The sequence below is a fragment of the Micromonospora thermarum genome (assembly GCF_012034245.1).
In the GTDB taxonomy this organism is placed as follows: Bacteria; Actinomycetota; Actinomycetes; order Mycobacteriales; family Micromonosporaceae; genus Micromonospora; species Micromonospora thermarum.
Genome location: NZ_JAATEO010000002.1, coordinates 21,750 through 41,661 on the forward strand (window position 1 = coordinate 21,750; position 19,912 = coordinate 41,661).

The window sequence follows — 19,912 nt, forward strand, 5'->3', positions numbered from 1 at the left end:
GACCGGCCTTCGCCATGCCCACACACCCTCACCTGAGGAAGGAGATTTCCGGTGTTCCTGACCGATCCCGCGCTGCGGCGTATCGCCGCCGACACCAACGACGTCCTGCCCGAGCACCTGTGGCGCCACGACACCGCCACCCCCGAACCGCTCGGCGACCTCGCCCGCCTCCTGCACAAGACCGCCCGCGACTTCACCGACAGCACCACCACCCTCAACCAGGCCCTCGCCCGGGTGGATGTGCTCGCCGAGACGGCCCGGCACGGGCTGGCCGCCCGCGCCGACCTGCACATCGCCGGCTACCACCAGACCCTCGTCGACGCGCTCGCTGCCCGCGAACGGCACATCGTCCTCGGAGCCGCGCTCGTCACCTGCTACCACGCCTGGCGCAACCACCGGCCCCTCATCGACGGCGACGAGCGGCACCTCCTCCTGCGGCGCTGCGACCCGTCGCGCGGCGTCGCGACGCTGCGGCGCACAGACCCGCACACCTGGCAGGTGACGCCCGACGCCGAGGCCACTACCGCTTTCGAGGTCCCCTACCCGGATCGGGTCGTCGGCGAGGTCACCGAGACCGAGCGCGGATGGGCACCGACCGCGTACATCGCCCGGCCGCATCCCGCGCCGCTGGCCACGGTGTATCCGCTGCCCGCGTGCGGCGACCTCGCCTCGGCCTGCCGGTCGCTGCTGCGCTGGTGGCACCTGCGCCACTCCGACACCTGGCGAAGCCGCACCCCCGCCCAGCTCACCCCCGCCGAACTCGTCCACCTCACCACCTGAGGAGGCACCTGATGCTGCACCTCAACGTCATCGACCGCTGGATCACCGCAGCCACCGGCCGCACCCTCGACCAGCACGCCGCCGACCCCGTCCCCGCCGCCGCGCACCTTCCTCAGGCCGCCAGCAACCTGCGGCACACGCGCACCGAGCTGCTGCTCGCGGTCGACCGGCTACGCACCCTGCTGATCAACGAAGACGACCTGAACGGTTCGACCAGCACGGTCGCCGGCCCGGTGGAGACCATCAGGGAGCTGGCCCGCGAGTACCGCTACGCCCGCAACTGGATCGACACCCTCATCGGCGACGAGGCGCGGGCCGCGTACGCGCAGGCGCACCCGGGCCGGTCGGTGCGGCGGCGCTACGTCAACCCCGGCGACACCGTCCTGGTCGTCCTGCCGCACACCGACTCCTGCCGCAGACAGAACCTCGCTGGACACGCCACCCACATCAAGGTCGGCACCTCCGACGCCAGGATCCGCCCGCCCGGCAGCGTCAACCCGGCGCGGCTGTCCCACGCCGACGCCGGGATCTACCGCGACCCGACCGAGGACCGCCTCTACATCCTGCAGCCCGCCGACAACGAAACCACCGACGCCGGCTGCTGACTCCCGCATCACGCCATCCCAGCCACCGGGCCGCAACCTCGGCAGCGCACCCGCCTCACGCGCCTGCCGCGCTGACCGCTGCCCGCGACCCGGCGCACCACCGCCCGGCACACCACCGTGCCGGGCGTCCCCACCAGTTCCCGAGGAGGAACACCTGATGAAACACCTGTCCCTGACGCCTGCCACGCAGGCCGTCCTCGACGCCCTGACCGACCTCGGCCAGGGCAACGTCCACGAGCTGGCCGACAAGGCGGGCAAGGCCCGCTCGACCACCGACAAGGCGATCAAGACCCTGGCCGACGTCGGTGTCATCGTCGCGGTGGACACCGGCGCCGACCCCACCGAGGGCACCCCCACCCGGTGGACCCTCGCCACGCCCAGCGACGCCGACGCCCTGCCGACCGCTGAGGCCGCCGACGAGACCGATATCGGCGGCCCGGACGCCGACAACTCGGCCGACCAGCCGGACATGGAGATGGGCCACCAGCCCACCGACCCCGACCACGGCGTCGCCGAGAACGACCGACTGGACGACGGCAGCGACGACACGCCGTCAAGCGAGGCAATCGGCCAGCCGGGCAGCGAGATCGACAGCGACGGCCCGACCGACCCCGACGACGCATCCGACGTCGACGCCGACAGCGGCGAGGACGAGCAGGCACCGACGGTCACCGCCGTGCAGCCCGCTCGCCCTGGTGACCGCAAGGTCATGGCCATCAAGGGTGTCCTGGCCGACTACGGCGACGGCGGCGCGACCTTGGACGTGATCGTGGCCGAGAGCGGTATCAGTCACCCGACCGCCTCCCGGCTGCTGACCGCGATGGAGCAGGCCGACGCCGCCCGCCGGCTGCCCGGCCAGCCGCAACGGTGGATCCCGGGCCCGACCAAGGCCAGCGAGGTCGACCCGAACCCGGAGCCGCCCCGCTGCCCGCTGTGCTACCAGGTCATCCGCGGCCTGGCGACCGCGCCGAGCGCCACGGCGGCGGTGCTGCCCCTGATCCGGCCGGACGGCACGCTGCACGTCGTCGCGCCGGACGGCGAGACCCACATCGTCACCCTGCCCCGTCGCACGCCCCCGCGAGCGCCGGGCATCACCGCGAGCGTGGGCCGCCGCAGCGACGCGACCGCCAACGCCGACGGCAGCCAGCCGTTCGGCCGGGGCGAGCTGGAGAAGCTCACCCTCGACGTCCTGGCCGCGAACCCGGGCCGGACGATGAGCCCGCAGGACATCGCCACCGCCATCAGCGGACAGCTCGGTCGCGCGGTCAGCTCCGGAGCGGTACGCAACAACTGCACCAAAGCCGCCGCCGCCGGCCGCATCCTCCTGGTCTCCGACGCGCCGCTGACCTTCGCCTACCCCGCTCCGGCCGACACCGGCCCCACCGCCACAGCCAACGCGGACGGCACGGACGGCTCCGGGCAGGCGAGCGACGGCACCCCGCAGTCCTGACCCGGCACGGCCGACGTCACGGGGGTCGGGCCACCGCCCGACCCCCGGGAACCCGCTCACCTGGAGAAGCGCCCATGCCCGATGTCCGGCCACTGTCCGACCTGGTGTTGGACTACCTGGCCGAGAGACCAGGCCATCCGTTGAAGCCCCACGAGATCACCCGCGGCATCAACGCCGCCCTCGACGGCCGCCACGTCGGCGCCAGCGCCGTCACCAACCGTTGCCTGCGCGCCGCCGCCACCGGTCACCTCGTCCAGGTCACCGAGATGCCGATGGCGTTCGCCTACCCCACCGGTCCGATCACGACCGGCGAAGGCCACACCGAACAGTCCTGACCCGCACCAACCTCTCGCGGGGGCCGAGCGCACCGCGCTCGGCCCCCGCGGCATATCGAGAAGGAGTAACCTGTGCCGCACGAACTCGAGACGTTCGCCGACGGAACGACCGCCTTCGCCAGCGCCCGCCTGTCGGCCTGGCACCAGCTCGGCACCGTCACCCAGGACACCATGCGCGCCGAGGAGATCATGGCCGCCGCCCGGCTCGGCGACTGGGGCGTGCGAACCATCCGCACCGTCGGCGTCGACATCGTCGACGGCGTCGAAGTGCAGATCCCCGCCGACGACAAGCGGATGACCGTACGCTGCAACCCCGTCACCGGCGCCACCGAGTACCTCGGCATCGTCGGCACCGACTACACCGTGGTGCAGAACGAGCAATGCGCCGAAATGCTCGACCGCCTCGTCGACCAGGTCGGCGGCGCCCACTTCGAGACCGCCGGCAGCCTCCGCCGCGGCAAGAGCGTTTTCGTGACCATGAAGTTGCCCACGGCGATGGAGATCGCCGGGGTGGACCGCCTGGACCTCTACCTGATCGGCACCACCTCGCACGACGGCACCGCCGCGCTGCGGGTGGACGCCAGCCCGATCCGGGTGGTGTGTGCGAACACGCAACGCGCCGCCTTCGCGACCTCGGTCGGGCACTACACGTTCCGGCACACCTCAAACGTCAACTCCCAGATCAGCCAGGCCCGCGAAGCCCTCGGGCTGATGTGGAAGTACATGGAAACCTTCGAGAAGGCCGCCGAGCGGATGCTCCAGACCGAGCTGACGATGCGCGAGTTCGAGAAGGTCGTCGGCCAGGTGTGGCCGGTCAAGGACACTGCCTCCGAGCAAACCAAGAACAACGCCAAGCAGCGCCTCGGCACGCTGAAGTACCTGATCCGCGAGGCCGACACCCAGAAGGCCATCGCCGGGAGCCGGTGGGCCGGATACCAGGCCATCACCGAATACCTCGACCACTACCAGCCCGCTAAGAACCAGATCGCCCGCGCCAACCGGGTGCTCACCGGCAACGCCGGCGAGCTGAAGGTGGCCGCCTTCGACCTGCTGAAGGTCTGACCGCACCTCGACCCGCCCGGGGCAGCGGTTCGCAGACCGCTGCCCCGGCCCACAGAGAACGGGACACCATCCATGGCACCCCCAAGCACCAGGCGACGCAGATCACACGGGACGGCGGCCCGCCGATGATCCGCCACATCCGCCACCCGCGAGACCTCCGCCAGTCGGTGTGCGGCCTGCCCGCCGCCGACATCCAGAGGTGGGAGACCGAGCACCGCCGCGCATTGAGTCCACCTGCGAGGACTGCTACACCCAGCTCCCCGAAGCGCAACGGCCCGACGACGACCACCCACCCGGAGATCCCACCCTCCTCGACACACTGCGGCGTATCGTCGCCAGCCGGCAGCACGCCAAGATCGACGGTGTCCTCGTCGACTTGTGGTCAGCCAGCGTCACCGTCCTCATCTGGGACCAACTCCGCGACGACAAGCGGCAACGGCTGCTGACGCTGCCGTCACACGAACTGATCCGCCGGTGCGTCGCGATCTACACCCGCGTCACCGCTAAGAAGGACCACCAGTGACCGAACCCCGACTACCCCAGTAGTTCCACTTCGGGCCGTGGGTGTTCTCGATCGACGCCGCGCAGGCGCTGATCGCAGCCTCACCCCGCGACACCCGACCCCTGGACGTGCCGGCGTGGGCCACCGCGTACGGCCTCGCCCACCTCGACAACCCCAACCCGTGGGCCACCAACTTCATCGGCCCGACCAGCACCGCCCTCAACCGCACCTACGCCATGACCACCGACCTCACCCAACCGCTGATCGTGGGCCAGCTCAGCGTCAACGCAGCGCCGCCCGGCCCGCTGCTCATCGACGGGACCCACCGCCTCTACCGCGCCTGGCGCGAGCACATACCGCGGCTGCCGGCCTACCTGCTCACCGTGCAGGAGACCCGCCAGATCCAGGACATCGTGCTCCTCGGACCACGCGACACCTCCACCATCCCGCCGTCGAACCCATCGGCCTGACACCACCCCGCTCCCACCGCGTACGCCTCGGAAGCCGCCCCTTACGCCGGCGGCGACCGAGGCGTACGCGCATCGACCCCCGGGAGGAGCCCGTGACCTACACGCCACCGTGGCGCAGGGCCTGCGACTGCCACTGCATCGTGCACCACCGCCTGCCGCGCACCACTTACAACGAGCCCGGCTGCGCCTGCAGCATCACCTGCGCCACCCAACCCATCACGCTGCTGGCCCACCAGTGGGGTAGCGCGCTGTTCCTCGACCAGGGCGGCGACCTCTGGCACGTCCCCGCCATGGCCAACGGCATTTGGGACTGGGACCGCGCTGCCGAGATCGACGCCCGCGCCGACGTCCACGACACCGGCCTCGTCATCGAACACCTACTACGCCAGGCCGCCACCGTCCTCGGCACGCCCGTCGACTGACCCGACCGCTCAGGGTGGGCCGCCCACGTGGGCGGCCCACGGCCTTGTCGTGCTTCACGACCAAGGGAGACATCTATGCACCGCACCTACCGCAACGCCCGCGAGCGCGCCTGCGACTGCCGCTGCCCAATCCACCACGGCCAACCGCGCTCCATCTACAACAACCCCGACTGCCACTGCCGGGCCGCCTGCGCCAGCCAACCCATGACCCTGCTCGCCCACAGATCAACGGCGCCGTGTTCCTCGACATCACCGGGGCCCTCTGGTACGTGCCCAGCCTGGAGCCCGGCCACTGGGACTGGCGCTACGCCACCTGCGTCGACATGGGCCACCCGCTGTTCCCGGCCAGCACCCTGCTCGCCGACTTCCTCCGCGAGACCCACGCCAGGCTGCTCCCTCTTCTCTACCGCCTCTAGACCCACGCCGCCCGTGCAGCCGCACGTAGACCGGCTCTTTTTCGCTATCTCGAGAGGCCATCACCATGACAAAGATCATCATCGGCATCGTCGCCGTCGTCGTCATCGCCTGCTTCGGCCTGCCCCTCCTGCTGCTGTCCTCCGTCACCGGCGGTGGACCCGGCGGATGCGCCGCCGCCGTCGCACCCGCCGTGCGCCCCTCCGGGCAACCGCCCGGCGCCGGCCGATGGGACACCGAGCAACTCGACATCGCCGCGACGATCATCGACGTCGGGGTCGCCAAAGGCGTACCCCGCTGGGGCTGGATCGTCGCCATCGCCACCGCCATGCAGGAATCCGGGCTGCGCAACCTGCCCCACCTCGGCGAGAACAACGACCACGACTCCATCGGCGTCTTCCAGCAACGCCCCAGCCAAGGCTGGGGCACCATCGCGCAACTGACCCAGCCCGCCTACCAGGCCAGCACGTTCTTCGACAGGCTCCAGACCGTGCCCGGCTGGCAGACGATGCCGCTCACCCAGGCCGCGCAAGCCGTCCAGGTATCCGCCTTTCCCGACGCCTACGCCAAATGGACCGACGACGCCATCCACCTCGTGGAGCAGCTGACCAGTACCCACGCCGACTGCGGCGCCGGCGCGCTTGACGCGCTTCCCGCCGGGTTCGCGCTACCCGCTAACACGCCGCCCGCCGTGGCCACCGCCATCGCCTGGACCGTGAACCAGCTCGGCACGCCGTACCACTTCGGCGGCTCCTGCACCGACCCGCACTCCGGCGACCCCGACAAACAATGCGACTGCTCCTCGCTTATGCAGTCGGCGTACCGGGCAGCCGGCATCGCCATCCCGCGCGTCACCACCGACCAGGTCAACGCCGGAAAGCCGGTGGCCGACCCAGCGTTTTTGCTGCCCGGCGACCTCGTCTTCATCCCCGGCAGCCAAGGCACCATGGCCAACCCCCGCCACGTCGGCATGTACGTCGGACAGGACTTGATCATCCAAGCGCCAAGAACCGGCGACATGGTCAAAATCTCGCCGCTCAGCAACTGGTTCGGCCAGATCGCTGCCATCAGACGGGTTCTGTGACCCGTCGGTTCCAGCCTCAATCCCGCTTGGTGCTCTTTCCCGCCGATCTCGCTGAGCGGATCGCGGCTAGATCCGTGCACCTGGGTTCCATGTGTCATCGACCTGACCGACCGGCCGCTGTAACGTCGGGGCCGACAGCATCAAAAGGGTGCAGGCGCGGCTCGCCACGATCACGCGATAACCATGTTTGCAGGGGGCAGACCGATCGACGCCTCCGACACGATCACCCTGTGGCGGCCCACCAGCCAGGCCGAACTCGACCTTGTCGCGGCGTCCGGATGGCGGGCTTGGCCACCACGCCTGCCGAACCAGCCGATCTTCTACCCGGTACTCAACAGCTGGTACGCCACAAAGATCGCCCGCGAGTGGAACGTCCCTGCCGGTGGCGTTGGCTACGTGACCCGGTTCGAGGTCCAACGTGCATACCTGGACCGTTACGAGGTTCATCAGGTCGGTGGCCGCGACGTGCTGGAGTACTGGATCCCCGCAGAGGAGCTTGCCGACTTCAACGCCCACATCGTCGGCGCAATCATCGAGGAAGCTGAGTACCATGGTCCTGTGGGCGACCAGGAGTTCACCGACGCCCACCACGCGCTCGGCAGAGCGCTACCGGCCACGTGGCGGGCCTACCTGCAAGGTGCGTCGTGGTTCCGGCGAGGGTGGATAACAGGTGGAGCCCATGTTTGGCTCAACACGCCACGCGAGATGCTTGAGCTGCACCACGCATGGGACGAGAGCACCGACGCGCACCCCGGCATCGCGGTCATCGGCGGAGACGGATCCGGTGAACAGCTCGTGCTCGATCTGCGCAGCGACCCCGCACCGGTGCTGCTGGTCGACATCACCAGCAGCGGATGGGACAGCGCCATCCGGCAAGCCGATAGTGTCGGCGAGCTCATCGGCCGCATCGAGGCGGGCACCTTCGCGTTCGACTTCGGGGATTAGCGACATCGGCGAGCGGTCGAACACGCACGTCGCGGCCAGATGCGTGCGAAGGAAATCGGGTTGAGGCGCGTTGCTCGGCGCTGGCTAGATTAGGTCGCATGCGCACCGTCGCGAGCGACCGCCTCCTGCTGCGCCCCTGGCGCGATGAGGACGCCGACTTCCTTCTGGATCTGGAGTCGCGCTGGGAGGTCGTGCGGTTCTTGGGCGCGCAGCCCACGATCATTAACAGCCGCGAGGATGCCCTCGCCTCGATCGCACGCCGATGCGCCATCGACGATCCGATCCACGGGGTCTGGGCCATCACCACAGCGGCGGACGGCCGCCTGGTGGGAAACCTCCTGCTCAAGCCGATTCCCCTGTCGGCCGGGGAACCGGCCGGCGGGCCGACCGATGTCGAGATCGGCTGGCACCTGCATCCGGACGCCGGGGGCACGGCTACGCCACCGAAGCAGCGGCGGCGGTCCTGGACGACGCGTTCAGCCGAGGTCTGGCGAGGGTCATCGCGGTCACGGATCCGGACAACCGTGCCTCCCAGGCCGTCTGCCGGCGGCTCGGCATGACGCACTTCGGCCGGACGACGAGGTACTATGACACGCCGAACGAACTCTTTGAGAAGCTGGCCAGCTGATCGGCGAAGATCGCCACGACCGTCTCCGCCGCTCGCCACCGCCACACATCCGCACATCGGCATGTCCGGGCGCCGGCCATCCCCAGCAATGGCTCTGGATGCCTCGGCAGGCGGCGTCAGTCTCAGGCGGCTGTGCGCCGGGGTGGTGATCACCTGTCGGCAAGGTTGCTCCGAAGCCGGTGGGCGAGCGAGACGGTCGCTTCCTGGGGTTCGGCGTCGAGGTCGGCGAGGGCTTTGGTCAGGGCGCGCAGGACGGTGCGGATGCCGTCGGCGTCGCCGAGGGCGTGGCGGGCGTGCATGGCGCGGGTGTAGAGCGCTTCGTTATAGCGGTCGAGGCCGATGGCCTTGTCGAGCAGGTCCGATGCGCTCTGCGGGTCAGAGTCGATGAGATCGTCGGCGAGCAGGAGGTGCGCTTCGGTGCCCCAGCGACGGACGGTCTCGCGGTGTGGCTGGAGCCATTCGTAGTCTTGGCCGTCTGCCAGTGGGGCGGTGTAGAGGTCGCAGGCGGCGGTGAGCAGTTCCCGGCGGCGTGGGCCGGTGGCGATGGTGGCCGTGCGCAACAGGTCGCGAAGCGTCCAGACGTCGACGTCGACGGTTGCTGGGTCGAGTCGGTAGCGTCCGGCGGTCTTGATGACGTAGGCGCTCCTCGTGTCCGCCGTGCCGGCGCGGCCCAGGACGTGTCGCAGGTTGCTGGCGTTGGTGTGGACGCGTTGGTCGGCTTGGCTGATGCGGGCGTCGGGTTCGAGATATTCGCCGATGTCGCGGGTGGTGGCTCCGTCGGGGTGGCAGGCGAGGAACACTGCGAGTTCGAGGGCTTTGGCTCGCAGCGGCCGGCCGGGTTGGGTGATGTTGTCGATCCGCGGCTGTCCGAGCACCCGCAGCTGAGCCTTACCAGTGCTCGCATCAGCAGCCGGCGTGGTGGGCGGGGCGGGCTGGCCGGTGGGCTTGGAGTCGGTTCGGCTGGCGTGCAGGGGGACGACCGTGACCGGTGCAGCGGGTGACGCGACGGCGCACGGTTCACCGGTCTGCGCCTCGCGCAGGGTCGTGAGGATCTGGATCGCCGTGGTGTGCTCGAGTACGGGCAGGCGCGGTGGCACCGGTTCGGCCGTTTGCCCGGACACGAGGGTGGTGTGGCCGTCCGGGGCGACGTCGATGGTGGCGCCGTGGGCCCATTCGCCGAGCAGGAGTGCGGACACGTCCAGGTCGCCGCCGAGGGCGAGAGCGGCCTTGGCCCGCATGCGGGCTTCCGCGGGTGGGGTGTGGGTGATGAGCACCGCTGGTGGCAGCGCTTCCTCGTCGGGGGCCTGCTGCCGGAGGGTGTCCAGGTCCGTGAGGGCGTGCTCGTCGAGGATGCGGCTGCGGTGCAGGAGTTTGGCCTCGATCACGGTGAGCGCGTCATCGATGCTGTCGACGACGTGCAGCCGTGGCCACGGGTTCAGGGCCGCCGCGTCGGGGCCGAGCAGTTGTTCCAGGGTGGCGGCGTCAATGATGACTTCGCCGAGGGCGTGAGGCTGGTGCGGGCCCCCGGATGCCAGGACCGCGACGAGGGTGGCGCGGGCGGCGGCGTGCGCGCCGTCTCCGACGATGCCGGTTCCGCCAGCCGGCAGCGGCGCGAGGTCGGGCACGGGTGCGGGCGGCTCGGTGTCGTGGCTCTCGGGATTCGGCAGTTTGGGGTTGCGGGCGACGGCGCGGCGCAGGTGGAGCACCGGCGGTGGCGGCTGCGTGGGTGGGTCGGCGTCGGGCTCGCCGGTGTATCGGCGGCGGCGTTGTGCCCAGACCAGCGCAGCGGCAGCGCTGATCGCGGCGGCGAGTGACCAGGGCAGCCAGTCCGACGGGGATAGCTGCACACCGTGCTCGTCGGTGGCCACGGTCGGGCTGCGCGTGTCACTGATATCCGGCCCACCGGAGGGCGTCGCTGACGCGCTGGGGCTGGGCGTCGCAGGTGGGGTGGGCGAGGTGGGTTGTGGCGCACTCGGAGCTGTCGACGGTGCGCCGCTGGGGTTCGCTGCTGCGTTGTGATCAGGTGTGGGGGGCGGCACGGTGGGGCTCGGCGCGTCAGGTGTGGGACTCGGCGATGCCGACGGGGGCGTGGTCGCGGGTGGTGGCGTGGGCGCTGCGGGCGGCGTCGCCGGTGCGGCACTCGTCGGCGGGCGGGCGTCGGCAGGGAGCCGCAGGTCCCAGCCGGGGTAGATGAGGTCACAGTCGCGCAGGGTGCCGCCGGTTCGGGGGAAGTGACGGTGCTTGTTCAGCCGGCAGATCTCCGGCCACCGGTCCGCGTCACCGAGCCACTCCTTCGCGATCTTGGAGAGGGTGTCGTGGCGCTCGACGGTGTACAGGTAGCGGGTGTCGGCGACGCGGATCAGTACGGGTCCTCGTGCGACGGCCTGCCGAGGTATCACGGCGCCGCTGTCAGTGGCAGCGACGGCCGTCGGCTGGTCGCTGCCGACGGCGGCGTGGACTGGGCCGGTGGAGGTGACGGCGATCGCGGCGGTGCCGGCCAGGCCGAACACGAGCCGGTGCAGCGGAGCGGGAAGCCGCAGTGCCGGGACCCGCCACCGCGTCACCACCGCGACCAGTTCGGTCACGAGGAGCAGGGCGAACACGGCCCAGAGCAGCCACAGCGCCCACACGGCCATGCCTGCGAGGACGGTCGGGGTGAAGCGTCCACTCGGCTGGTCGAACCAGACGGCGACCTGCGACCACGACGGCAGCCGCCGCAGCGGATCACCACCGACCACCCACAACAACACGGGCACCCCGGCCAGAAACACCACCGCACCCACGACAGCCCGGACCAGCCGGGCCGCCGACCGGCCGGCCCGAGGGCGACGGGCCGTCTCGGGTGGGGTGTAGACGGTGGGCCGCGCGCCGTACTCAGCCAGCCGGCGAGCCTTGTCCGGGGACTCCTGTGGCACTCTGCCTCCCCCGCCTGCCCGATGGTGACGTTCCTTCCGCATACACGAGGATGCACGTCGATGACCATCCCGTGGAGAAGGATTCTCACCATGCGCGCACAAAGGATCACTGCGCGGGACGGTGGTTGACGGTCCAACGGCTACTCGGGTGAGACTGCCGCACATGCCAAGCGGGGGCGCACGACTGTCGATCGACCTCAGCTCGCCGGCCATCGCCGCGACCGTCGACCGTCACGGCGCGCGGATTCCCGTCATGCTCGACGGCCGGCTCGCCATGCCGCGCGGCGTCGCCCTCGACCCCGCCGGCAATCTCTACCTCGGCGTGCCCTCAGCCAACACCCCGCCGCCGGGCCACCAGTTCGTACCCGACCCGCTGGACCTGCTCGGCACCACAGACACCAGCCGCCCCGTCGACGCCGTCGAGGTGCTCGCCACACTGCTGCGACACGTCACCGGCCAGGCCGCCAAACAGGTCGGTGAACCGATCGTCACGCTCACCCTGACCATCCCGTCCAGCTGGGGACCACGCCGACGCGACCAGCTCATCGAAGCGGCGTCCCGCGCCGGAATATCGGCCCCCACCATGGTCACCGCACCAGCAGCCCTCGCCGCCCACGCCCAAGCTCACGGGCTCACCGCCCCGGACGGATCGTGCCTGCTGATCTGCCAGGCCGGCCGCCACCCGGTCACCCTGACCGTCCTCCAGGTCAACAGCGACGGATACCGAGAGCTGGCCACCCGAGCGATCGACCCACCGGGCGACCTGAACCAGGTTCTCGCCCAGCGGATCGTCGAGGCCGCCACCGCCCACGACGACCCACTACGCGTCGACATCGCCGACCAGACTCAGGACGGCCGAGTCCTGCTGGAATCCGTCCGCCAGGCCCGACAACTCCTCGCCACACAGGACCGCGCCCCGGTCCTGCTCCCCGCGCCCCGCACACCCACGGTCATCACCCGCGACGACGTCGCGACCGCCACGCAGCCCCTTCTCGACACGGTGCACGACGCGGTCCGCGACACCCTCGACACCGCCGACATCAACCCCCAGCACCTCGCCGGCGTCATCCTCCGCGAAACCGAACCGATACCCGGCCTGCACGACCGGCTCACCACCGCGACCGGCCTCGCCCCCGCCGTCCTGCGCGACCAGTCCCACGTCCTCGCTGACGGCGCCCTCGCCCTCACCGCACCACACCATGACGCACGCACCGCCGCTGACAGTCACCTGCCGCGCGTGCGACTACGCGTCCGGGACCTGACCAGCGCCACCGTGCTCACCGCCTGCTCACTCGCCCTACTCCTGCAAGCAGTCCTCACCGCCGACATCACGACCGTCGAGTACCGGATCATCGGCGTGCGCACCTCCCTACCCCAACTCGGCACCGCCGGCGCGCTCGCCATGCTCACCGCATTCGCCGTAGCACACCTCGCCCCCACCACCTGGCTCGCCGGAACACCCACCACGCCAACACCCGAACCCGCCACCGGCAGCCTCATCCGACGCGGATACCTCGCCGCCGCCGTCGGCGGTGCCATTGCCGCCGCCCTCTACGGCCTCGCCACCGGCACCTCCGTCGGATACGACTACAGCCCCTACCTCAGATGGACCCTCGGCTCCGCCCTACCACTCGCTGTGTGCGCCACCGTCATCGCCGCCACCGCACCCCGCATCCCCGCCACCGACCTGCCCACCTGGCTCAAACACACCAGACCCGCAGTCCTACACGCCGCCATCGCCACCGCCGGCATCTACCTCATGCGCGCAGCCCTCACCATCACGCCACCCGTCGACTGGACCGGCATGCCCGGCCTCATCGGCAGCACCGGAGCAGCCCTCCTCGGCATCGCCACCGCCATGACCGCCACCCGAAGCCGCACCATCCGCACCATCACCGCACCCGGCCTCGCCATCGGCTACGCCATCGTCTTCACCAGCAACACCAGCGGCGCACTCACCGTCGGCTACCTCATCGCCGTCACCTGGTGGTCAATACGGCTGGCCGGACACACGCTCCGCCTCGCGTTCCCCGCCGCAGGTGCGGCGCTGCGCCGCCTGACCGACGGTCGAAGCGACTGACGAGTCCCACCGCGCAGCCGACCGGTGTGACCGGCGTCATCGAAGAGCCGAACGCACGAGGGAGTAGCTGTCGCCCATGCGTAAACGGCCGGGAGGCCCCACCGGGTTCTGCGTCCTCGGTGGGGGCTTCCCACACACCCGTGTCGTCGTACTACGACGAGCGGATGGCCCGCAGAGTGCGCGCTCTGCGGGCCATCCGCTTTCGCCTATCCAAGGAGGTCAGCGATGAACACCACTTTCACCCTTACGATTATCCTCGTAGTGCGACTGGCTGCCTATGGCTGATCCGCAGCGCCGAACACCGGGTACGCGAGCGACAGACTGCCCTCGAGAGCCAATAAGACAACGCCCGTCCCGCACTGCCCGGATTAGAGACGCGAGCAGTCAGCGAACAACACCGCGATGCGACACCCCCCTCGCCGAAACGCCGCCTGGCCAGCGCGAATCTAAGGAGACGTTACCGCCGGCCGTTCATCCGCTCCGCTTTCCGGACCCAGCTCTGATCGAATCCCACCCTGACTCGCCACCGCTCGGCGAGCGGATCGAGCCAGCCGGAGAGCCGGCGAAGGTGCGGGCGCTGATGCGAGTACGGCTTGCCGCGATGGCCGCGCCTCGGGACTCCGACGATGCGGAACTGGCCGCGCTGCGGGCCGTGCTGCGCGATGAGTCGCTGATGGCCCATGTGACAGCCAACGTGGACCGGTGGCCGCCGCTGACCGAGGAGCAACGAGACACCATCGCGTCGCTATGGCCGCCGCCGAGCCGTTAACGCCTGCACACCCATGGGGGAGCCCCACTTCAGGGCTCCCCCATCTGCGCTGATTCCGGACCTACCGCGTGTCGGCCTGAAACTGAGGCGGAGTGCTGCCGAGCGAGTGTTTCGGGTCAACCCGGACCGAGGCGATGTCGAAGCGGCGGCCAGGGCGGGCGGACAGGATCGTCACGGTGCACAGCCGGTCCACGATGACCCGCTTGTCCGCCACCGGCATGTTCTTCCACGCCTTCACCGGGTCATGAGCGTTGACCACCTCCGCCAACGGGTCGTCGGTCACCGTCACGTTGAGCAGTTCGTCGATCTCGTTAATGCGGATGTTGGCGCGGCGGGTCGCAACGGCAACCTGTTCCCGAGTCCGCAACCCCATCACCTCGTCCTCGGCCATCCGCGCCAGTGTCTGGCGCAGCGTCGCCTTCTCCGTCCGCAGGGCACCGGCGTCCACCTCGGGCGCGGCCGGAGCCAACAACTCGTACGCGCGAGGATGAGTGATCGCGTACATGACGTGGGCGAAGACCACCTCATCGGTCCGGTGGGCGTTGCGGGCCACGTGGTTGTACTCCCGGCACGTGTACCGAGGGTTCGTCCCGCCCCGGGTCACGTGACAGGTCGCAGGCTGCGTCGTCTCGGTGCCCGGCGGAGTACACCGCCCGCACCGGTAGATGCCCGTGCCTACCCAACGCGGCGGCGCGCCCCGTGCGGTCTGCCGCGCCGGATCCGTCAGCAGGGCGCGCACCGCCTCGAACGTCTCCGGCTGCACGATCGGTTCCCACGGCGCGCTCACCCCGTCAAGGATCTCACCTCGGTAGACGATCAGCCCGGCGTTACGCGGGCGCAGCAGCACATCGCGCAACGTCTCCGCCGACCATTTCGCACCGGTCACCGTCGGTACGTCCTTCTCCCGCAGTTCGGCGGCCAGCGCTCGCAGGCTCACCCCCTGCAAAAGCCGGCGTGAGCAGTCCGCGATCACGTCCGTCTCGCTCTTGATCGGGGTGATCCCGGAGCGGCAGTCCCGGCCGCCGTGCCACGCGCACACCGCCTCGTCCAACCGTCCACCGTCCGGGACGATCTTCGGCGGTCCGGAGCAGAACCCGAACGGCCGCTTACCGCCGCCGTACTGGCCGTTGAGGGCCTGGCGCTCTCTCGCCGCGGCGACCCGCCGTGCGGTGTCCCGCGACGCCTTGTTGGCCACCAGCACCCGAATCTCCGCGTCGAAGTTGTCCCGGCCCTTCTCCATGTGCAACGACCCGGTGACCGACTCCACCACGATGTCGTGCGGTGAGTGGTCCACCACATCGATCAAGTCCTGCAAGTCCTTCGGATCACGAAACGCCCGATCCAGATCCAAACACAGCAAAGCGTTCGCGCGGCCTGCGGCGAGATCCGCCAACGCCTCCCGCAAATCAGGCCGGAACACGCGGTACTCCCGCCGCCCGTCCGGAAGCGTGATCTTGCGTCGCTTGTAGGCGGACAGACGCGGGTTCTTGATCACCTTCCACACGTCCCACCCAAGTTCGTCAGCCTTGCCGTGCATACGGCGTAGCTGATCATCGAGTCCTAGAGGGATGCCTTCATCGGTGAGGTCCACGTCTTCCCTGTTGTCAGACAGACGCGCTAGCAAGATCGCCCGGCGTCGTACGGCATTGGCCATGGCTAAATGATGTGTCATAACCCGGTGTCCGGCAAGACGATGCTCGCCGAACGGCTCCCGTCGGTCCTTCCCGAGCTGGACGACGACGCCGCGATGGAGGTGAGCGCGCTGCACTCGATCGCGGGCCTGATGCCACCCGGTGGGCAGTTGATCCGTCGGCCGCCCTTCCAGGCGCCGCACCACACCGCGACCGTCCCGGCTCTGGTGGGCGGGGGCTCCGGCCTCGCGCGTCCGGGCGCGGTCTCGCTGGCCCACCGCGGCGTTCTCTTCCTGGACGAAGCTCCCGAGTTCGGCAAGGGTGCGCTGGACGCACTGCGGCAACCTCTGGAACACGGCCTGGTCCGGTTGGCGCGGTCCCGGGGCGCCGCCGAGTACCCGGCCCGCGTGCAGCTCGTCCTGGCCGCCAACCCGTGCCCCTGCGCGAAACCGTCCGGGGTCGTCACCTGCGAGTGCTCGCCCCTGACCCGCCGGCGTTACCTGGGGCGTCTCTCCGGCCCGCTGCTCGACCGGATCGACGTCCAGGTCACCGTGCAGCCCATCCGCGCGGCAGAGCTGACGGAGGTCGCCGGTGCCGGCGAGTGCTCGGCAGCCGTGGCGGCCCGGGTGGCGGCGGCCCGGGCGGCGGCAGCAGCCCGCTGGTCGGGTCTCGGCCGGCGGATCAACGCGGAGCTGCCCGGCCCGGTGCTGCGTCGCGCGCCGTGGTGCCTGCCGGCCCGGGACACCCGGGAGCTGCGTGCCCGCCTCGACGCCGGCTCGCTCTCGGCCCGGGGTTTCGACCGGGTGCTCCGGCTCGCCTGGACCATCGCCGACCTGGACGGCCGGGACCGCCCGGACGCCGACGACGTCCGCGAGGCGATCGGGCTGCGCACCGGGGAGGCGCTGTGAGCACCGGTGCACGCCACGACACCACACCACCGCCACAAAGGAAGTCGAGCGGCCCAAAGGCTCGGCGGCCCTGGCTATGGCGGCCGCACCGAGCCGCTACACGAGGACAGGAGAGGTGACATGACGATCCACCCCGCGCCGCGCGGCGTACCTCCGACGGCTGGCGGTGCAGAGGCGGACCGGCTCGCCCGGGTGGCGCTGACCTGGCTCACCGAGCCGGGCACCCGGTCGGTGTTCCGCCTGGTGGAGCAGCAGGGCGCGGTCGCCACGCTCGCCCTGCTGCTGGACGGGGCCGCGCCGGAGCAGGCGCTGCGGGACACAGTGGCTGCCCGCCTCGCGGCCGGTGACCCAGTGACGGTCGCCACCGAGGCGCTCGGGCGGGCGGACCGGCTCGGCGCCCGCCTGGTGACACCGTCCGACGAGGAGTGGCCGGCACCGGTGGGCGATCTGCGCCACCTCGTGCTGGTGGGGGCGACCCGCAAGGTCGACCGGGAGACCGCACCGCCGCTCTGCTTCTGGGTCCGTGGCGCCTGGCCGCTGGGCGAGGCCCTGGACCGGTCGGTCGCGGTGGTGGGGGCGCGCGCCGCCACCGGGTACGGCGTCCACGTGGGCACCGAGCTGGCGTACGGGCTGGCCGAGCGGGGCTGGACGGTGGTCTCCGGCGGAGCGTTCGGTATCGACGCCGCGGCGCACCGGGGCGCCCTGAGCGCCGGTGGGCTGACCGTCGGCGTACTGGCGTGCGGCCTGGATCGCCCGTACCCGGTGGGCAACGCCGCCCTCTTCGACCGCATCGCCGAAACCGGGCTGCTGATCAGCGAATGGCCACCCGGGGCGGAACCGCTGCGGCCCCGGTTCCTGATCCGCAACCGGGTCATCGCCGCCGCGACGCGCGGCAGTGTCCTCGTGGAGGCGTCGGCGCGCAGCGGTGCCACGCAGACCGCCCGCCGGGCGTTGGCGATCGGCCGCCGGACCATGGTGGTGCCCGGCCCGGTGACCTCCGTCATGTCGGTCGGGGCGCACGAGCTGCTGCGGGACGAACCGCACGCGCGGTTGGTCACCGGCGTCGCGCACGTGCTCGAGGAGGTGGGCCGGATCGGCAGCGACCTCGCCCCGCCCGCCCGGGGGCCCGAGCGGCCGAGGGACCAGCTCGACGACGAGGCGACCGCCGTGCTGGAGTCGCTGCCCCGGCGAGGCGTGACCAGTGTCGACACGGTGGTCGCCCGGTCCGGCGTGGCGGTGCGGACGGCGTTGCGCAAGCTGGCCCTGCTGGAGGAACTGGGGCTGGTCGTGCGCCGTGACGGCGGGTACGTGATCGTCGCACCACCGCCGCGCGGTTCCGCGCCCGCCCGAACGGCGACCAGCGGAGCCGGCGAGACATGACCGTTGCCGGGCTCAGTCGCCCTCGAAGCGGATCTCGGTGCCGGGCTCACGCAGGCAGCGCCGGGCCAGCGCGACGACACTGCGGACACGGGCCGCCTCGACCTCGGTGCCCGCCACGTTCGCCAGGAAGCGCAACTCCTCGAGGAGGGTCGGCACCGACCGCGCGTCGAAGGCCTGGTCGCCGACCGGGTCCAACCGGTCCAGCAGGGGTGTCCGGCCGGCACCCCGGATCCGGTCCAGCAGTCCCAGCAGCGTGTCGTCGTTGTCCGGCACCACGCGCACCGGGACGTACGAGACGCGTCGGTTACCCGCGGGCAGGGCCCGGTAGAGAACGACATCCAGCCCCACCCGGTGCCTCCGTCCGTCGCGTCCGAAGCCGTGGCGGACCGCGCGGCACGCCTGCCCGCACGGTCCCGGGTGGACACACCTGTCGCCTGACGTGCGTCCACCGGTGACCGCCGGCACCGTCGGCGGCGGATGCAGCGACCGTAAGCTGAACGGGTGCGCGCGGACAAGCAGTCCCATCAGGGCCGGCACGTGAGCCGGCGGGACAGCCGCGCGACACGTGCCCTGCACGCGGCGCTGCCGCCAGCCATGCGCGAGGCGGTGGACGAGTTCGCCACCCACCTGGCGCAGGTTCGCAACCGCTCCGCCCACACGGTTCGGGCGTACGTCACGGACCTGGTCTCGCTGCTCGACCACGCCGTACGCGGCGGTGGCAGCAGTCCCGCCGACCTCGACCTCGCCGTCGTCCGCAGTTGGCTGGCGCGGCAGCGGACGATGGGGGCCGCCCGGTCCACGCTCGCCCGGCGGGCGGCGGCGGCCCGGACGTTCAGCGCCTGGGCGCACCGCCGCGGGCTGCTGCCGACCGACGTGGCCGCACCGCTGGCCAGCCCCCGGGCGCACCGGGAACTGCCCACGGTGCTCCGCGCCGACCAGGCCGCGGCCCTCGTCGAGGCCGGCGTTTCCCAGGTCGCCGGGCCGGTCGCCGATGACCCCGATCCGGTCCGGCTGCGCGATCTGCTGCTGCTGGAGCTGCTCTATGCCACCGGGGTCCGGGTGAGCGAGGTGTGCGGACTGGACGTGGCGGACGTCGACCAGGGCCGGCGCGTCATCCGCGTGCTGGGCAAGGGCGGCCGGGAGCGCAGCGTGCCGTACGGGGTCCCGGCGCAGCGGGCGCTCGACGGGTGGCTGCGTCACGGCCGTCCGAGGCTGGTGGGGCCGCACTCACGGAACGCGCTGCTGCTCGGTGCCCGAGGTGGCCGGCTCAACGCGACGACCGCGCGCCGCATCGTGAGCGGGTACGCGGAGGCCGCCGGGTTGCCCCGGATCAGTCCGCACGGGCTGCGGCACTCCGCCGCGACCCACCTGCTCGAGGGCGGCGCGGACCTGCGGGCGGTGCAGGAACTGCTCGGTCACTCCTCCCTGGCCAGTACGCAGATCTACACCCACGTGTCGGTCGAGCGGCTACGGGCCGCCTACCGGCAGGCCCATCCCCGCGCTTGACGGAGTCCCGACATCCCGGTCGACCG

General features: G+C 71.1%; 18 protein-coding genes and 2 pseudogenes. 17 read left to right on the plus strand and 3 right to left on the minus strand.

Annotated elements, in window-relative coordinates:
- The first annotated feature begins 51 nt into the window (after nt 1-51).
- The 12 genes and pseudogenes from HCJ94_RS01835 to HCJ94_RS01890 all read left to right on the plus strand — a co-directional run bounded on the left by HCJ94_RS01835 (nt 52) and on the right by HCJ94_RS01890 (nt 8,697).
- Entirely contained in the window at nt 52-780 is a 729-nt protein-coding gene (locus HCJ94_RS01835; RefSeq protein WP_167999201.1) for a hypothetical protein, read from the plus strand.
- Between the two features lie 11 nt (nt 781-791).
- A complete protein-coding gene (locus HCJ94_RS01840) occupies nt 792-1,385 on the plus strand; it encodes a hypothetical protein (RefSeq protein ID WP_167999202.1) in 594 nt (197 codons plus the stop codon).
- A gap of 157 nt (nt 1,386-1,542) precedes the next feature.
- The gene (locus tag HCJ94_RS01845) at nt 1,543-2,835 is read left to right on the plus strand and encodes a MarR family transcriptional regulator (RefSeq protein WP_167999203.1); all 1,293 of its coding nucleotides are present in this window, start codon (nt 1,543-1,545) and stop codon (nt 2,833-2,835) included.
- A 74-nt stretch (nt 2,836-2,909) separates the two neighbouring features.
- The gene (locus HCJ94_RS01850; RefSeq protein ID WP_167999204.1) at nt 2,910-3,170 is read left to right on the plus strand and encodes a hypothetical protein; all 261 of its coding nucleotides are present in this window, start codon (nt 2,910-2,912) and stop codon (nt 3,168-3,170) included.
- Between the two features lie 72 nt (nt 3,171-3,242).
- Nucleotides 3,243-4,232 (plus strand): DUF932 domain-containing protein, encoded by a 990-nt coding sequence (locus HCJ94_RS01855; RefSeq protein ID WP_167999205.1) that lies wholly within the window; start codon nt 3,243-3,245, stop codon nt 4,230-4,232.
- A gap of 199 nt (nt 4,233-4,431) precedes the next feature.
- Nucleotides 4,432-4,755 (plus strand): hypothetical protein, encoded by a 324-nt coding sequence (locus tag HCJ94_RS01860; RefSeq protein ID WP_240943809.1) that lies wholly within the window; start codon nt 4,432-4,434, stop codon nt 4,753-4,755.
- A gap of 41 nt (nt 4,756-4,796) precedes the next feature.
- Nucleotides 4,797-5,204, plus strand: a complete 408-nt coding sequence (locus HCJ94_RS01865; protein ID WP_167999206.1) for a hypothetical protein — start codon at nt 4,797-4,799, stop codon at nt 5,202-5,204.
- Nucleotides 5,205-5,296: 92 nt separating this feature from the next.
- Nucleotides 5,297-5,626, plus strand: a complete 330-nt coding sequence (locus HCJ94_RS01870) for a hypothetical protein (RefSeq protein ID WP_167999207.1) — start codon at nt 5,297-5,299, stop codon at nt 5,624-5,626.
- Nucleotides 5,627-5,862: 236 nt separating this feature from the next.
- Nucleotides 5,863-6,042 carry a hypothetical protein gene (locus tag HCJ94_RS01875; RefSeq protein WP_167999208.1) on the plus strand — a complete coding sequence of 60 codons (180 nt, stop codon included), beginning with the start codon at nt 5,863-5,865 and terminating at the stop codon, nt 6,040-6,042.
- 65 nt (nt 6,043-6,107) lie between these two features.
- The gene (locus HCJ94_RS01880; protein WP_167999209.1) at nt 6,108-7,124 is read left to right on the plus strand and encodes a C40 family peptidase; all 1,017 of its coding nucleotides are present in this window, start codon (nt 6,108-6,110) and stop codon (nt 7,122-7,124) included.
- Between the two features lie 183 nt (nt 7,125-7,307).
- A pseudogene (locus HCJ94_RS01885) lies at nt 7,308-7,655 on the plus strand (ADP-ribosylation/crystallin J1); the annotation flags it as partial.
- Nucleotides 7,656-8,167: 512 nt separating this feature from the next.
- A pseudogene (locus HCJ94_RS01890) lies at nt 8,168-8,697 on the plus strand (GNAT family N-acetyltransferase).
- A 149-nt stretch (nt 8,698-8,846) separates the two neighbouring features.
- Here the strand turns inward: HCJ94_RS01890 and HCJ94_RS01895 are convergent.
- Nucleotides 8,847-11,612: an AfsR/SARP family transcriptional regulator gene (locus tag HCJ94_RS01895; RefSeq protein WP_167999210.1), complete on the minus strand. Its 2,766-nt coding sequence runs from the start codon at nt 11,610-11,612 to the stop codon at nt 8,847-8,849.
- 163 nt (nt 11,613-11,775) lie between these two features.
- Here HCJ94_RS01895 and HCJ94_RS01900 point away from each other — a divergent pair, with 163 nt between their 5' ends.
- Together HCJ94_RS01900 and HCJ94_RS01905 are read left to right on the plus strand one after the other, a co-directional pair.
- Nucleotides 11,776-13,692: an Hsp70 family protein gene (locus HCJ94_RS01900; protein ID WP_167999211.1), complete on the plus strand. Its 1,917-nt coding sequence runs from the start codon at nt 11,776-11,778 to the stop codon at nt 13,690-13,692.
- A 580-nt stretch (nt 13,693-14,272) separates the two neighbouring features.
- Nucleotides 14,273-14,461, plus strand: coding sequence for a hypothetical protein (locus tag HCJ94_RS01905; protein ID WP_167999212.1), 189 nt, complete (start codon nt 14,273-14,275; stop codon nt 14,459-14,461).
- 61 nt (nt 14,462-14,522) lie between these two features.
- Here the strand turns inward: HCJ94_RS01905 and HCJ94_RS01910 are convergent, their stop codons facing one another.
- The gene (locus HCJ94_RS01910) at nt 14,523-16,115 is read right to left on the minus strand and encodes a recombinase family protein (RefSeq protein WP_167999213.1); all 1,593 of its coding nucleotides are present in this window, start codon (nt 16,113-16,115) and stop codon (nt 14,523-14,525) included.
- 6 nt (nt 16,116-16,121) lie between these two features.
- Between HCJ94_RS01910 and HCJ94_RS01915 the strand changes: the two genes are divergently transcribed.
- A complete protein-coding gene (locus HCJ94_RS01915) occupies nt 16,122-17,000 on the plus strand; it encodes an ATP-binding protein (protein WP_255480863.1) in 879 nt (292 codons plus the stop codon).
- A gap of 120 nt (nt 17,001-17,120) precedes the next feature.
- Nucleotides 17,121-18,380, plus strand: coding sequence for a DNA-processing protein DprA (locus HCJ94_RS01920; protein WP_167999214.1), 1,260 nt, complete (start codon nt 17,121-17,123; stop codon nt 18,378-18,380).
- A gap of 12 nt (nt 18,381-18,392) precedes the next feature.
- Here HCJ94_RS01920 and HCJ94_RS01925 read toward each other — a convergent pair whose 3' ends face one another.
- Nucleotides 18,393-18,728: a hypothetical protein gene (locus tag HCJ94_RS01925; RefSeq protein WP_167999215.1), complete on the minus strand. Its 336-nt coding sequence runs from the start codon at nt 18,726-18,728 to the stop codon at nt 18,393-18,395.
- A gap of 246 nt (nt 18,729-18,974) precedes the next feature.
- Here HCJ94_RS01925 and HCJ94_RS01930 point away from each other — a divergent pair, with 246 nt between their 5' ends.
- Nucleotides 18,975-19,886: a tyrosine recombinase XerC gene (locus HCJ94_RS01930; RefSeq protein WP_167999442.1), complete on the plus strand. Its 912-nt coding sequence runs from the start codon at nt 18,975-18,977 to the stop codon at nt 19,884-19,886.
- Nucleotides 19,887-19,912: the final 26 nt, after the last annotated feature.

What these genes read in the sequence shown, in the direction of transcription:
- HCJ94_RS01840 (WP_167999202.1), top strand. Translation starts at nt 792, where the DNA reads ATGCTGCACCTCAACGTCATCGACCGCTGGATCACCGCAGCCACCGGC.
- HCJ94_RS01845 (WP_167999203.1), top strand. Translation starts at nt 1,543, where the DNA reads ATGAAACACCTGTCCCTGACGCCTGCCACGCAGGCCGTCCTCGACGCC.
- HCJ94_RS01850 (WP_167999204.1), top strand. Translation starts at nt 2,910, where the DNA reads ATGCCCGATGTCCGGCCACTGTCCGACCTGGTGTTGGACTACCTGGCC.
- HCJ94_RS01880 (WP_167999209.1), top strand. Translation starts at nt 6,108, where the DNA reads ATGACAAAGATCATCATCGGCATCGTCGCCGTCGTCGTCATCGCCTGC.
- HCJ94_RS01900 (WP_167999211.1), top strand. Translation starts at nt 11,776, where the DNA reads ATGCCAAGCGGGGGCGCACGACTGTCGATCGACCTCAGCTCGCCGGCC.
- HCJ94_RS01905 (WP_167999212.1), top strand. Translation starts at nt 14,273, where the DNA reads ATGCGAGTACGGCTTGCCGCGATGGCCGCGCCTCGGGACTCCGACGAT.
- HCJ94_RS01910 (WP_167999213.1), bottom strand. Translation starts at nt 16,115, where the DNA reads ATGGCCAATGCCGTACGACGCCGGGCGATCTTGCTAGCGCGTCTGTCT.
- HCJ94_RS01915 (WP_255480863.1), top strand. Translation starts at nt 16,122, where the DNA reads ATGATGTGTCATAACCCGGTGTCCGGCAAGACGATGCTCGCCGAACGG.
- HCJ94_RS01920 (WP_167999214.1), top strand. Translation starts at nt 17,121, where the DNA reads ATGACGATCCACCCCGCGCCGCGCGGCGTACCTCCGACGGCTGGCGGT.
- HCJ94_RS01930 (WP_167999442.1), top strand. Translation starts at nt 18,975, where the DNA reads ATGCGCGAGGCGGTGGACGAGTTCGCCACCCACCTGGCGCAGGTTCGC.